At 64.8% G+C, this 13,372-nt stretch carries 13 protein-coding genes; 6 read left to right on the top strand and 7 right to left on the bottom strand.

The annotated features are described in order from the left end of the window. Nucleotides 1-59: 59 nt before the first annotated feature. Nucleotides 60-914, bottom strand: a complete 855-nt coding sequence (locus ACWA1Q_RS13855; protein WP_463758172.1) for an AraC family transcriptional regulator — start codon at nt 912-914, stop codon at nt 60-62. Nucleotides 915-1,021: 107 nt separating this feature from the next. Between ACWA1Q_RS13855 and ACWA1Q_RS13850 the strand changes: the two genes are divergently transcribed. Next, entirely contained in the window at nt 1,022-1,855 is an 834-nt protein-coding gene (locus tag ACWA1Q_RS13850; RefSeq protein ID WP_463758171.1) for a methyltransferase domain-containing protein, read from the top strand. A 26-nt stretch (nt 1,856-1,881) separates the two neighbouring features. Here the strand turns inward: ACWA1Q_RS13850 and ACWA1Q_RS13845 are convergent, their stop codons facing one another. The 4 genes from ACWA1Q_RS13845 to ACWA1Q_RS13830 all read right to left on the bottom strand — a co-directional run bounded on the left by ACWA1Q_RS13845 (nt 1,882) and on the right by ACWA1Q_RS13830 (nt 4,935). Then, nucleotides 1,882-2,505 (bottom strand): DUF2812 domain-containing protein, encoded by a 624-nt coding sequence (locus ACWA1Q_RS13845; protein WP_463758170.1) that lies wholly within the window; start codon nt 2,503-2,505, stop codon nt 1,882-1,884. Continuing rightward, nucleotides 2,502-2,822, bottom strand: coding sequence for a PadR family transcriptional regulator (locus ACWA1Q_RS13840; protein WP_463758168.1), 321 nt, complete (start codon nt 2,820-2,822; stop codon nt 2,502-2,504). The genes ACWA1Q_RS13845 and ACWA1Q_RS13840 overlap by 4 nt, the downstream gene beginning before the upstream one ends. Before the next feature lie 203 nt (nt 2,823-3,025). Further along, complete coding sequence (locus ACWA1Q_RS13835) at nt 3,026-3,643, bottom strand: response regulator transcription factor (protein ID WP_463758167.1); 618 nt, start codon at nt 3,641-3,643, stop codon at nt 3,026-3,028. Then, entirely contained in the window at nt 3,640-4,935 is a 1,296-nt protein-coding gene (locus tag ACWA1Q_RS13830) for a sensor histidine kinase (RefSeq protein ID WP_463758165.1), read from the bottom strand. Before ACWA1Q_RS13830 ends, ACWA1Q_RS13835 begins: the two co-directional genes overlap by 4 nt. A gap of 155 nt (nt 4,936-5,090) precedes the next feature. Here ACWA1Q_RS13830 and ACWA1Q_RS13825 point away from each other — a divergent pair, with 155 nt between their 5' ends. Continuing rightward, nucleotides 5,091-5,564 (top strand): hypothetical protein, encoded by a 474-nt coding sequence (locus ACWA1Q_RS13825; RefSeq protein WP_463758163.1) that lies wholly within the window; start codon nt 5,091-5,093, stop codon nt 5,562-5,564. Between the two features lie 160 nt (nt 5,565-5,724). Next, nucleotides 5,725-7,428 (top strand): BCCT family transporter, encoded by a 1,704-nt coding sequence (locus ACWA1Q_RS13820; RefSeq protein WP_463758162.1) that lies wholly within the window; start codon nt 5,725-5,727, stop codon nt 7,426-7,428. Between the two features lie 116 nt (nt 7,429-7,544). Here ACWA1Q_RS13820 and ACWA1Q_RS13815 read toward each other — a convergent pair whose 3' ends face one another. Next, a complete protein-coding gene (locus ACWA1Q_RS13815; RefSeq protein WP_463758160.1) occupies nt 7,545-8,402 on the bottom strand; it encodes a LysR substrate-binding domain-containing protein in 858 nt (285 codons plus the stop codon). Nucleotides 8,403-8,535: 133 nt separating this feature from the next. Here ACWA1Q_RS13815 and ACWA1Q_RS13810 point away from each other — a divergent pair, with 133 nt between their 5' ends. Next, nucleotides 8,536-9,861: an MFS transporter gene (locus ACWA1Q_RS13810; RefSeq protein ID WP_463758158.1), complete on the top strand. Its 1,326-nt coding sequence runs from the start codon at nt 8,536-8,538 to the stop codon at nt 9,859-9,861. Between the two features lie 39 nt (nt 9,862-9,900). Here the strand turns inward: ACWA1Q_RS13810 and ACWA1Q_RS13805 are convergent, their stop codons facing one another. After that, nucleotides 9,901-10,707, bottom strand: a complete 807-nt coding sequence (locus ACWA1Q_RS13805) for a class II glutamine amidotransferase (protein ID WP_463758157.1) — start codon at nt 10,705-10,707, stop codon at nt 9,901-9,903. 83 nt (nt 10,708-10,790) lie between these two features. On the opposite strand from ACWA1Q_RS13805, the gene ACWA1Q_RS13800 reads away from it, so the two are divergent. Both ACWA1Q_RS13800 and ACWA1Q_RS13795 read left to right on the top strand, forming a co-directional pair. Further along, entirely contained in the window at nt 10,791-11,909 is a 1,119-nt protein-coding gene (locus tag ACWA1Q_RS13800; protein WP_463758155.1) for a carboxylate-amine ligase, read from the top strand. Between the two features lie 170 nt (nt 11,910-12,079). Beyond that, complete coding sequence (locus ACWA1Q_RS13795) at nt 12,080-13,249, top strand: YihY/virulence factor BrkB family protein (RefSeq protein ID WP_463758154.1); 1,170 nt, start codon at nt 12,080-12,082, stop codon at nt 13,247-13,249. Nucleotides 13,250-13,372 lie beyond the last annotated feature (123 nt).

Below are 13,372 nucleotides of genomic sequence, written 5' to 3'. Positions count from 1 at the left end.
GTGGCGAGGGGTTGATCTGGTCGGAGCGAGCTGCGACTGCAGCAGTCAGCAACCTCGGGTCACGCCGCCTCGATTGGGATCCACAATTGCCCACGCCCCTGCTTGCCGCCGGGTTCGGCCTGAACGCTCAACAGCTCGGGGCCTGGTGCCCAGCGATACGGGTTGGCCGGGAACCATTCGGTGGCCGCATTCGCCCAGAGCTGTTGCAGCGCCTCAGGGAACTTCCCCTCGGCCTCGAACACCACCCACAGCCCGGCTGGCACCTCGAGTGAATCGAACCCATCGGGGGCAGGGTGCGACGTGGCGACGGCGCGCCAGTAGTCCAGTTCACTGCCCTCGGTTCGCGGTTCGTCGATGTTCACGGTCACCGCGATCGGTCCTGTCGGATCCAGATCAGAGAGACCGGTCAGCTGCTCGATTGCCTGTCTATCCAGGCCACGTTCGAAGAGTTCGATTGCCTCGTTCGGGCCCTCGTGGACGAGCGGGACGCGCGTATTCAGGCCGACGATGCGGAAGCTCTCTTTGTCGACGATTCGGTGCTGCATGTCAGTACTTCCTTCTACTCGGAGATGAAATCTCAATCTGGGCTGGGAGTGGAGTACCGCACCCGGGCGTCGAGCCTCAGACGGGGTGAGCCCGTGCATGGTCTTGAACGCGCGGGTGAACGCCTCGGCGGATCCGTAACCGGATTCCACGGCAACATCGAGAACGGGCCGCCCGGCGAGGATCTCGGCTGTTGCTGCCGTCAGGCGACGGCGACGGATGTATTCGGACACCGGGATGCCAGCCAGGGAGGCGAACATGCGCCGGAAGTGATACTCCGAGGTCAGGGCGACCCGGGCAAGCTCAGCGACATCGATCGGCGACGTCAGGTCGTCCTCGATCAATTCGATCGCACGATTCCATTCCTGCACGGCTGTCTCCACTTCGTTGGCTCAACCCTACGAAGACGTGGTCCCGCTGTCCTGACAATCCGTGCCCGAAAAAATCGAGCGCGCATGCGACTGGATATGCTCGCCGGATGAGCGAAGCTATCGTCGACGAATCGAACCGATACACCCACGGGCATGAGCCAGCCGTTCTTGCATCACATGGCGCACGAACGGCGGCCAACTCAGCGGCATACCTTCTTCCTCACCTGAAGCCGGGCATGCGGGTTCTCGACGTCGGCTGCGGCCCGGGAACCATCACGCTGGACCTGGCACAGCTGGTAGCTCCCGGCGTGGTCATCGGGCTCGAAAAAGTGGAGGCGCCATTGGTCGCTGCCCGCTCGGCCGCAGCTGATCGGGGGGACCGGGGCACCACATTCGAGTTGGGTGACGTGATGGCGCTTCCGTACGCGGACGACACTTTTGACGTCGTGCACGCTCATCAGGTTTTGCAGCATCTGACCGACCCGGTCGGTGCACTGCGCGAGATGATGCGAGTGTGCCGCCCGGGCGGGTGGGTCGCTGCACGCGACGCTGACTACGCGGCGATGGCGTGGCATCCTGAACTGCCGGAGCTGGACCGGTGGCGCGACTTGTACCGCACGATTGCGAAATCGAACGCAGCTGAGCCCGATGCTGGACGCCGAATGCGTGCCTGGGCGAATGCCGCGGGGATGCCCGGTGCAACAATCACCTCATCAGTGTGGACATATGCCACCGAGGTCGAGTGTGCGTGGTGGGGCAACGGTCAGGCTGCCCGCGTTGCCGGAGAGCTCTTCACCCGGCAGGCGGCCGAGCAGGGAGCGGACAGCGTCGAAGTTCAGGCGATCGCTGACGGGTGGCGGGCATGGGGGCGTGCGCCAGACGCATGGTTCGCAATCCTGCACGGGGAAATGCTCGTGCAGGTGCCGCCCGCGCGTTCCTGAAACGGGAGCGCCCAGGCGCGGGGCGCCTATGCCTTGGCCCGCGCGAGAGTCCTGCGGTACAGCACCCACTGGTACGCGATGAGCACAAGCATGACAATGCACGACCCGATGAGGATCAGCGGCCCGCCAACGCGGAGGGCGACGATCGGGGTCTCAAAGAGGAAGGCCCCGACGAACGCCCACCCTTCCCGCTCCCAGAGACCGGGAGTGAGGTACCAGTCGCGCGGCGAGAAAAACGTGTCCGGGCTCACATTCCACGTCGACCACAGTGCAACCACGATGACGAAGAGCGGGAGCAGAAGCGCGGAATTCGTCGCCATGGCGCGGCGATACCGCTGGGCTTTCGACTCGGTTTCGGAGAAGATGTCAGCGTTCGCGTCGCCCGAGAAGGAGGCGAAGTACTGTTCGCCGCTTCCGCGAGTTCCGGCGAGGTGCTGCCAGCCGGCATCCGCGAAGAGATTGCGGTAGTCGTCGAAGTCACTCGCCTTCATGCTCGGCTGGTGGTCGACGCGCACGACAGCGGCGCCGGGCTCGATCGGTCTGAACGAGTAGACGGGTCCGGCCTTGACCACGAGGTGGCCCGTGCGGGCCATGTCGTTCAGCCACGTTTCTTCTTTGTCGTAGTCGATGAACATCTTGAGAGTTTTCACTGGTTTCCTCCCCGGGTCTGGTCGAACAGGCGAACGAGGTGCGCCATCCGCTCGGCGTCCTGTCCGAGGGTCTGATACCCGGACTCCGTGATCGCGTAGACCTTGCGTCGCGGATCCGGACTGTCCACGCGCGCGATCATCTGCTGCTTGAGCAGGGTGTCGAGCGCGCCATACAGCGTTCCCGGTGCCAAGCGCACGGCGCCGCCACTCATCGACTCGACCCGCGCCATGATCACGTAACCGTGCGCCGGCTCGATCAGGGCGAGAAGGATGTAGAACACCGTCTCGGTGAGCGGCAGTTGTGGGTTCCGGTTCATCACGCCTCCTTATATCGGCCAACTATACAGTTGGCCGATATAACGTGCAACTGACTATCTCGGCGGATGCCACAGGGGTGCGGTCTCGATACACGCGGTTCGCTTCGCTCACTGCGCACTCGACCAGCGAGTGGGGTGGTCTAGATATACGCGGTTCGCTTCGCTCACTGCGCACTCGACCAGCGAGTGGGGTGGTCGGCGCGCTAGATCCACCCCTGCTGCCACGCGATCTCCGCCGCCTCGTGGCGCGAGCGGGCATCGAGCTTCGTCATCGCCGACGAGAGGTAGTTGCGCACGGTGCCGGCGGCGAGGTGCAACCGGTCGGCGATCTCCTGCACGCTCATCGTGGAGCGCGAATACCGCAACGCATCGAGCTCCCGGTCGGTGAGCGGGCAGCGCTCCGCGGTCAGCGCCGTCGCCGCGATCTCCTGGTCGATGTACCGCTTGCCCGCGGCAACATCCCGGATCACATCGGCAAGTTCCTCGGCGGGCGTCGACTTGGGCACGAATCCGGAGACCCTGGCGGCGAGCGCTCGCCGCAGCACACCGGGTCGCGCATGCCGCGTCACAATGATGACCTTCGTCGCGACCGTCGACAGAATCCGCGCGGCCGCCTCGAGCCCGTCCGCCTGCGGCATCTCGAGGTCGAGCAGGCAGACGTCGGGTTTCAGTTCGAGCGCGAGCTCCGCCGCCGCGACCCCGTTGTCGACGCTCGCGACGACCTCGATATCGGGCTCGAGATTCAGCAGGGCACTCAGTGCTCCGCGGATGAGGTGCTCGTCGTCCGCGATCAGCAGACGGATGACACGGGGCTCGGTCATGCGTCCGCCCCCACTCGCGCGGGAACGAACACGCGCAGGGTGAACGTGTCCCCGTCGAGGTGGGTCGACAGATCGCCCGCGACCGCAGACACCCGATCCCGCAACCCGACGAGACCGCTGCTGGCGGCGCGACCCGGGGCATCCGTTGCGGGCGATGCCGCATCGTTGGAGATCTCGAGCGTGGAACCATCTGGAGTCGTCGTGACCCGGATCGACGCCCGGGTTGCCGAGCTGTGACGCAGGATGTTCGTGGTCGCCTCCCGCACGACGAGGGCGAGAACGCGGCGCACCTCCGCGTCGGTGGGCAGCTCCCCGAGGTGCAGGTCGCACTCCGCGCCGGCGACAGTGAGGACCTCACGAGCGTTCTCGAGTTCGGCAGCGAGGTCGACCTCGCGGTACCCGGCGACGAGGGACCGGGTCTCCTCAAGTGCCTGCTTCGCGATGAGCCGGGTCTCATGCACGTGTTCGCGTGCCGCCTCGGGGTCGATGGCGAGCATCCGTTCGGCGAGTTCGGACTTGAGGGCGATCACCTGCAGGTGGTGGCCCTGGATGTCGTGCAGGTCAGACGCGAACCGCAGCCGTTCCTGGGCGACGGCGAGTTCAGCGGCAGTCGACCGGTGCCGGTCGAGCTGCACCACGATTCCCCACCACCACAGGCTGGAGAGCACCATGATCGGCAGGCTTGCGCCGTAGAAGAACAGGATCCACGCGCGGCTCGCTTCCGCGAGATCGAAGGTGTTCCCGAACTGCGAAGACGCGATGAACGGATGCGGAATGGTGATGAGGAGCCCGACCCCGATGAACGTCCAGCGCCGAACCGTCGGCAGCAGCGGAGCGAGAACGTTGACGGCCATCCAGAGGGGGAGGGCTGCGTACAGTCCCGCTCCCGGTGTGAACAACCCGAGCACCCACGCGGCTGCGGCTGGCGCGAAAAGGGCGACGGTCCAGGCGGGATGCGGCGTGCCGCCCCCCGGTCCGACCCGCAGAAAGAAGCAGTACCGCACGTGCATCGCTGACGACAGAAGGATGAGCACGAGCAGGATGCCGTCGAGCAGCGACCTGGAAACGGCGAGATTCGACGACACCGTCAGGATCAGGATCGCATCGAGAACCACGAAGAAGAACACGATCGCGCCCAGCGTGTACAGCCACGTGGTCTGAACGCCGCGCGCCTGATCCGAACGCCGCGTTTGTGGCAGCGAGCCCGGCCTGACCGGACGGCTGCCGGTCACGACGATCGCCGTTTCGACGCGGATTTCGGGTGCATGCCTCCCAGCGTAGAGCAGTGACATTTGTCACGGATCGAGGTGCAAAAACGGGGCGGATGTCATGACGCTGCGACACTTATCCGGCCCTGGCATTGCCGGAAGGATGGACTCATCGCCGACAGCAGTGGCCCACTGGCCCGGCGATAAGCACCACGAATGACATCGACGAAAGGCAACCCATGATTGACGCACTGCGAGACTTCACCTCCGGACTCCCCGACCTGCTGCAGTGGGTCGGCGTGATCCTCGCCTCGGCAATCCCGTTTGTCGAGTCGTACTTTGGTTCGGTGATCGGTATCCTCGCCGGGATTCACCCGGTCATCGCGATCCTCGCTGCGATCATCGGAAACATCGTTTCCATGCTCATCGTCGTCCTCAGCGCGCACGGCCTGCGGTCGAAGGTGCGCGGGGGCAGGGAAGCCAAGCCCGAGACGCCCCGACGGGCGAAGCTGCGCGAGCGCTTCGACAAGTACGGAGTCGCCGGCGTGAGCCTCCTCGGCCAGACGCTCCTGCCAAGCCAGATCACCTCGGCCGCGATGGTGTCGTTCGGCGCCTCGAAGAACGCCGTGATCCTCTGGCAGACGATCTCGATCATCATCTGGGGTGTTGCGTTCGGTGTGCTGGCGACGCTCGGGGTTTCGTTCCTCGGCTGACGCGCGCGACGCGTGGCGCGGCATCCGCCCTGCTCGGTCAGAAATGGCTGCAGTTCTCGACGAACTGCAGCCGTTTCTGTTGTTGGCAGCGCCATCGTAGCTGCCAACGGCCAGTTCCCCTCATTGTGGGGAAAGCGCAGCGAGATTTAGGCTGGACAACATGTCAACCCTGCCGAGCACCGAAACTGCCCCCGCCGCTAAGGTCCCCGAGGTCGCGAAATGGGTCTTCTGGCCCGCGGCGATCGTGGTCCTGGTTTTCGTTGCTTTCGCGATTTTCCTCCCGGATGCCGCTGAGGCACTTTTCGCGGGCATCCAAGCCGGTATTGTCAGCAACTTCAACTGGTATTACGTGCTGATCGCCGCATTCTTCGTCATCTTCGCCCTGTGGGTCGGGTTCAGCCGGTACGGAGACATCAAGCTCGGCAAGGACGACGACGAACCCGAGTTCTCCCTCGGCTCCTGGTTCTCGCTGCTCTTCGCCGCCGGTATGGGCATCGGCCTTGTCTTCTACGGCGTCGGCGAACCGCTCAGCCACTTCGCGAACCCCCGCCCTGGCGTCGTCGACGGTACTGGGAGCCAACTCGCTCAGCAGGCTCTGTCGCAGACCTATCTGCACTGGGGCATTCACGCCTGGGCGATCTACGTCGTCATCGGGCTTGCTCTCGCTTACGCCATCCACCGTCGGGGGCGCCCGGTATCGATCCGCTGGACCCTTGAGCCCTTGCTCGGCAAACGCGTTCGCGGCGGCTGGGGTAATCTCATCGACGTCGTCGCCCTCGTCGGCACGCTGTTCGGCGTCGCTACGTCGCTTGGGCTTGGGGTCGTGCAGATCAGTGCCGGGCTCGAAAGCGCCGGGATCATCGCGGCATCCGATTTCGTCAACGTCATCCTGATCCTCATCATCACCGCCGCCGTGCTTCTCTCGGTGCTCTCCGGTGTGACCAAGGGCATGAAGTGGCTGTCGAACATCAACCTGATCATCGCCGGCCTCATCGTCATTTTCCTCCTCATCGTCGGGCCGACCCAGTTCCTGCTGCGTGACCTGGTGCAATCCATCGGCAACTACGTGCAGGACTTCATCGGGCTGTCGTTCACCGTCGGGGCATACACCGGCGCCGAAGGCGAAGCGTGGCAGGCAGCATGGACGACGTTCTACTGGGGTTGGTGGATCTCGTGGGCGCCGTTCGTTGGTATCTTCATCGCCCGGATCTCGCGCGGCCGCACGGTGCGCCAGTTCGTCATGGGCGTTCTGCTCGTCCCGACGCTGATCACGTTCCTCTGGTTCAGTGTTCTCGGCGGTACTGCCCTGTATTCCGAACTCAATGGGCCCGGCGGGCTCGTCGAAAGCGACGGAAGCGTCAACGTCGAGGGTGCACTGTTCGAGTTGTTCGCCCAGCTGCCGGCCGGATCTGTGCTGACCGTCGGAGGGATCATCCTCATCGCGGTCTTCTTTGTGACGTCGGCGGACTCCGGGTCGCTCGTAATGAGCATGATCGCCAGCGGTGGCAAGGTGGAGCCGAAGCGATGGATCCGCGCGTTCTTTGCGTGCGTGACATCCGCTCTCGCGATCGCGCTGCTTCTCGCGGGTGGCCTGCAGGCGTTGCAGACGGCGGCCATCATCATCGCCCTTCCGTTCAGCGTCATCATGCTTCTCATCTGCTGGTCGACGGCGAGAGCGTTCAGCCGCGAGCATCGCGCGTACGAGAAAGCGCGGCGAGCGGCGTTCATGGATCGCATCGGCGATTACTACGGTCTCGAGGTCGAGGGGCCCGACAATGCGGATGCCGGCTCGCGGCTCCCCCTGTTCCGTCGCCGTCCGCGTAAACCCGAATCAGCGGAAGAGCCGCACACCGAGGTGTTCTAGCCCGGTCGGTCAGCCCGGCCATCCGCTCGGCATCGCGCCGTTCGCTCAGGGCCTGGCCATGCGGATACGCCGGGCGGCCGGCCCGGAGCGGATGACCACACCGCTCGACGCGGCAGCTAGGCCTCCCGACGCACCCCTCGGCTCATGATCGCCGAGATCAGCGCCTGCACCGGTTCCCTCGCGGACGACGGGTTCGCCATGAGCACGTAGTCGACATCACCGAGTTCGGGCAGTTCGAACCGGTTGCTCACCTTTACCAGGTCGGACGGAATGAGGGAGTGCGGAAACACCGCCACACCGATGCCCGCCCGGACGGCGGCCAGCATTCCGTTGACGTCCCGGGTGTTGCACGTGATCCGCCAGGTCCGGCCGGCGTTCTCCAGCGCCTCAATGGCGAGCTGCCGGCTCAAGCTCGGTGCCTGGTACGCGATCAGCGGCACCGGGCTCGCTGGGTCGAGAGTCATGCTGTCCTGCGCCATCCACACCATGGTGTCTTTAGCTACCCGGGTACTGGCACTTGATTCACCAGTGCTCTGTTTCACAAAGATCAGGTCCAGATGACCGGACTCCAGCCGCCGCCGTAGCGGGTTGCTCTGGTTGACCGACAACTCCAGGTTGATCTCGGGATACAGCTGCCGGAAATGCCGCAGAATCTTCGGCAACTGGGTGATGGCGAGATCGTCCGCTGCGCCGAACCGCAGGCGGCCCTTCATCGCCGATCCGTTGAAGTAACTCTCTGCCGCGGCATGGGCGGCGAGGATAGTTCGGGCGAAGCCGGCCATCGCATCGCCGTTGTCGGTCAGGCGGACGTCCCTCGTGTCGCGGACAATCAGCGCCCTCCCGGCCGCTCTCTCGAGTTTGCTCATCTGCTGGCTGACCGTGGGCTGGCTGATTCCCAGCCGGAGCGCGGCATTGGTGAAACTATGAGTCTCCGCCACGACGAGGAACGTTCTCAACAGCACTGGGTCGTACACGCGGCGCCTCCCGGTCGAGTTTTGTCATTGAAGAGATGAATGGGAGAAATTCTATCCATTGAGGGACCAAATAAGGGTCCGATGGCTAGCGTTGATTGCGGCATCCGCTTTTCAACGTTTCAGGAGAACTTCTGTGGCCTCCGCGCCTTCGCCCGCCTTCCCGCCCACCGAACCGTTGTCCGCCCAAACCGGTCGCTTGCCGTGGCGCAAGACATTCATTGCACTGAGCGTGCCGAATTTCCGGCTGTGGACGGGCGGCAATCTCCTCGCCATGACGGCCGGATGGACGCAGCGAATCGCCCAGGACTGGCTCGTGCTGGAGCTGACGGGCAGTGCGACCGCTGTCGGAATCACGGTAGCCATGCAGTTTGCGCCGATGCTGCTGTTCGGGCTTCTCGGTGGTGTCCTTGTTGACCGGCACAGCAAGCGGATGCTGATGATCATCACGCAGTCGCTCTTCGCTGTGCTCAGCCTGGTTCTCGCGGTCCTGACTCTGGCCGGAGTCGTGGAAGCCTGGCATGTTTTCGTGTTGGCTTTCGCCACCGGACTTGTCACCGTTGTCGACAATCCCGCCAGGCAGGTGATCGTGACCGAACTTGTCGGGCAGCGAAACCTTCGCAACGCGATCAGCATCAACTCGTCGGTGTTCCAGTTGGCCGGGATGATCGGCCCGGCGATCGCGGGCGTGTTGCTGCTCACCGTCGGTGCCGGTCCGGCTTTCGTGCTCAACAGCGTGGCCTGCCTCCTCGTCATCGTCATGCTGGGGATGCTCCGCACTGAGCAGATGAGTCGACTCGCGCCCTCGCCACGCGGGAAAGGTCAGCTGAGGGAGGGCCTGCGCTATGCCGTCGCTAAACCGACCATTTTGTACCCCGTGATCCTCATCGCCGTCTTCGCGGTGTTCGGGCTGACCATGCCGGTGCTCCTCGCGTCCTACGCCGATGATGTTTTCGCTGTCGGCCCCGGGGGGTACGGGCTGTTCAACTCCATGGTCGCGGTCGGTGCGCTCATCGGTGCCCTGCTCTCCACCCGGCGTTCGACGATCCGGCTCCGTACCATCGTGATCGGGATCGGGCTGACGGGACTGCTGCAGGCCATCGCCGGACTGATGCCGTCCATTGCGCTTTTCTCAGCGATCCTCGTCACCGTCGGCGTGGCATCCCTGTTGTTCCTGACCGCATCCAACTCGCTCGTGCAGATGTCGAGCAACATCGGCATTCGGGGCCGAGTGATGTCGCTGTACGTCCTCGTGCTGCTCGGCGGTCAGGCCATTGGTGGGCCGCTGATGGGGTTGATCATCGAACAGTTCGGAGCCCATGTCGGCATGGTCGTGTCTGGCGTCGTCCCGGCGATTGCCGCTGCAAGCGTTGCTCTCCTGCTGGCGCGGCGCGGGCGATTGGGGCTGCAGGTGCGAATGAGGCGCTTCGCTCCATCCGTGAGAATCACGTCGCGGGTGTGACGCCGAACAGGCTCGGCCAGCCTTCAGGTACCTCGGCCTTCACCTGCCCGAGCCGACCGGCTCCAGATCGAGCCGCGCGATTTCGCGCGTGCGCAGGTCGATCATCGCCGCGGAGTCTGGCGGCACCCGGGTCCACCCGGGCTCGTCGAGCCCGCTCGAGATCACATGCACTGCGTTGGGCGTGATCCGGTAATCCATCGCATAGTATTCGGTCGCGTGCCGGTGCGGCATGTCGGAGTGTGACGGGTACAGCGCACTCAGCGCCCGCGGCGGTGAATCCGCCCGGCTGTTGATGTGAATCGCGATGAGCGTGCTCGGCGTGAGCAGTAGCGCGTTGAGACTCGCCCCCGGGAATTCGGCCGTCATCCTGTGCAGCGCCCGGGTGACGCCCATTGCCTCGGAGCCGGTTTCGTCGATGCACTGCAGCACGAACCGGAAGTACCGCTCGCTGTCGGTCGAGCCCTTGAGCTTCGCCCGCGACTCCGGTGTCAGCAGCTCGTCAAGCCGGGGGATCGGCTGGATGTGGCCGTTGTGCGCGAACGCGTAGTCTCCATCGGCGAACGGATGCGTGTTTTCCGGCACCACAGGAAGCCCTCCGGTCGCCCAGCGCAAGTGAACCAGCCCGGCGGCTCCGAGCGGCTGCCGCGTCAGCTCGGCGTAGCGGGGGTCGCGTGCTGCCGATTCCGGGCTCGAGATGATGTGAGTGGCATCCGTGTCACGCCACGCGAGTCCCCAGCCGTCGCCGTGCAGCGCGGCCAGTGAAGTGAAAGCGTCGAACGCCGGCTCACCGAGCACGTCGGCGGGGGCGGTGGGCTGGGTGGCGACATAGCCGAGCAGGCGGCACATGCAGGTACTCCTCAAAGTCTCGGTGTTCAGCTTTCTCCTATCCCGTGCTGGTGGCAACTCGAATGCGCTGCAACACTTGTGCCATGCGCACCGTCGGGGTCGAAGAAGAGCTTCTGCTGGTCGACCCGAAGTCGGGAGGCGCGCGTGCGGTCGCCAACCGAATCCTCAAAATCACCGGCGGCATGCCTCCCGATTCGCGTCCGGACCACCTCGGCGGGACGATCGAACACGAAGTGCAGCAGCAGATGCTCGAGACGAACACCGCACCGCATGCCGACCTCGGTGAACTGGCCGATGACATCCGCGATTGTCGTCATCGCGCCGACCTCGCCGCGCGCGAGGCCGGTGCCCGGGTGATCGCGTCGGCGACGTCTCCGCTCCCGGTCGCGCCACGGCTGTTCCACGACCCGCGCTACGAACGGCTCGTGGATGCGTTCGGGATCACGGCGAGCGAGCAGATGACGTGTGCGCTGCACGTGCACGTGGCGGTCGAGTCTGACGACGAGGGCGTCGCCGTGATCGACCGGATCCGCTGCTGGCTTCCGGTACTCGTCGCCCTGAGCGCGAACTCACCGTTCTGGCACGGCACAGACACCCGGTACGCCAGCTACCGCTCGCAGGCAATGCTGCGGTGGCCGACCGCCGGCCCCACCGAGGTGTTCGGGTCGGCCGAGAACTACCATGCGACGGTTGCAGCGATGCTCGACTCCGGTGTCATGATCGACCGGGGCATGGTCTACTTCGATGCCCGGCTCTCTCACCATGTGCCCACCGTCGAGATCCGGGTCGCTGATGTTTGTGCGGATGCCGTCGACACGGTCCTCATCGCAGCCCTCACCCGTGCGCTCGTCGAGACTGCGGCTGCATCGTGGCGGGGTGGCGACGCTGCCCCACCGGTCCCTGCGGGGATGCTGCGGCTCGCCACCTGGCAGGCAGGGCGGTTCGGTATCGCAGGGAACCTCCTCGACCCGTTCACTCTCACCCCTCGCCCCGCGGCGGATGTTCTCGATGATCTGGTTGCGCACGTCCGGCCGATGCTCGCCGCGAGCGGGGACGAAGCGCTCGTCGATTCGGGCGTCCGTGCGGTGCTCAAACGAGGAAATGGCGCCGTGCGTCAGCGGGCAATTTTCGCCCGGACGGGCCAGCTTGCCGATGTCGTCGCCGATCTCGCACGCGTCACCGCGGGGCAGGACGCGCTCTGACCGACCCGGTGTGCAGGAACCGGGAAAGGGGAGGTGAAGTGCCGCTAAACACGGCACTATAACTTTGCCGACGGCATCCGTCGAGCCTCTGGCCTGATTGCTCGCAGGGGGGAAACCTTGTATCCCCGGGATAACGCTCCGGGCATGCACCAGAAAAGGCGAGGGCGATCATGGCTACCCGACAGAACTCCACCGACAAGGGCCGCGAAGACAGCGTGGCAAAAAGCCGGAACGCGCCGGACCCCGACGATTCACGCAAACCGGATGACCCGACGGATATAAAGAAGCCGTCGTGGGGGTACGTGTTCAAGCGCACCCTGCGGGAGTTCGGCCGTGACAAGTGCACCACTCTCGCTGCGGCGCTGACCTATTACGCGGTGCTCGCGATCTTCCCGGCGTTGCTGGCACTGATCTCGATCATCGGTCTCTTCGGTGAGGCGGAACAGACGACCCAGATGTTGCTGCAGGTCATCGAAAGCGTGGGCGACGCGTCGACCGCGGAGACCCTGCGCCAGCCGATCGAACAACTCGCAAGCGCACCCGGCGCCGGACTCGCTCTCGCCGTTGGTCTGCTCGGTGCGATCTGGTCGGCGTCCGGCTACGTCAACGCGTTCAGCCAGGCAATGAACCAGGTGTACGAGGTCGATGAGGGCCGTCCGTTCTGGAAGCTGCGCCCGACCATCCTGCTCATCACGGTCGTGCTGCTCATCATCGCGGTGGTGATCGTGCTGTTGCTGATCCTCTCCGGGCCCGTTGCTGAAGCCATCGGCAACGCCATTGGTCTCGGCGAGACCGCCGTGACCGTCTGGAACATCGCCAAGTGGCCGGTCATCGTCCTGCTGGCGATCGTCATGGTGGCGGTTCTCTACTACGGCACCCCGAACGTGAAGCAGCCGAAGTTCCGCTGGATGACCCTCGGTGCCTTCATCGCCCTCCTCGTAATGGCGATCGCGACCGTCGCGTTCTTCTTCTACGTCGCCAACTTCGGCAACTACCAGAAGACCTACGGCAGCATCGCCGGCGTCATCATCATGCTGCTGTGGCTTTGGATCATGAACCTGTCGCTCCTGTTCGGCGCCGAATTCGACGCCGAGATGGAACGCGGGCGCCAGCTCCAGGGTGGCATCGAAGCCGAGGACACCCTGCAGCTCCCACCGCGCGACACGAAGGCGAGCGAGAAGAAGCAGCAGAAGGAGCAGGACGACATCGACAGCGGTCGCGAACTGCGCGAGACCGAGGGCGAATCGCAGGAGCCCGGATCGTCGTCGAAGTCGGATTCGAAGTCGGACTCGAAGTCCAACTCAAAGTCGAGAGCGCGCGGCGCCGACCACCGCCGCTGACCCGTCCGTGCGAGAGCGCCACCTGCAGCGGGCGCTCTCGTTCGGACCCGGTTCTGAAGAACGGATGCCGTCCGCCCGCGTGCGCGACGGCATCCGTTCTCGTCGTTCCCGCAATAATGGGGA

This window comes from Mycetocola sp. TRD_SC_2, from assembly GCF_055361225.1.
This window is presented reverse-complemented; position numbering and strand designations above follow the sequence as displayed.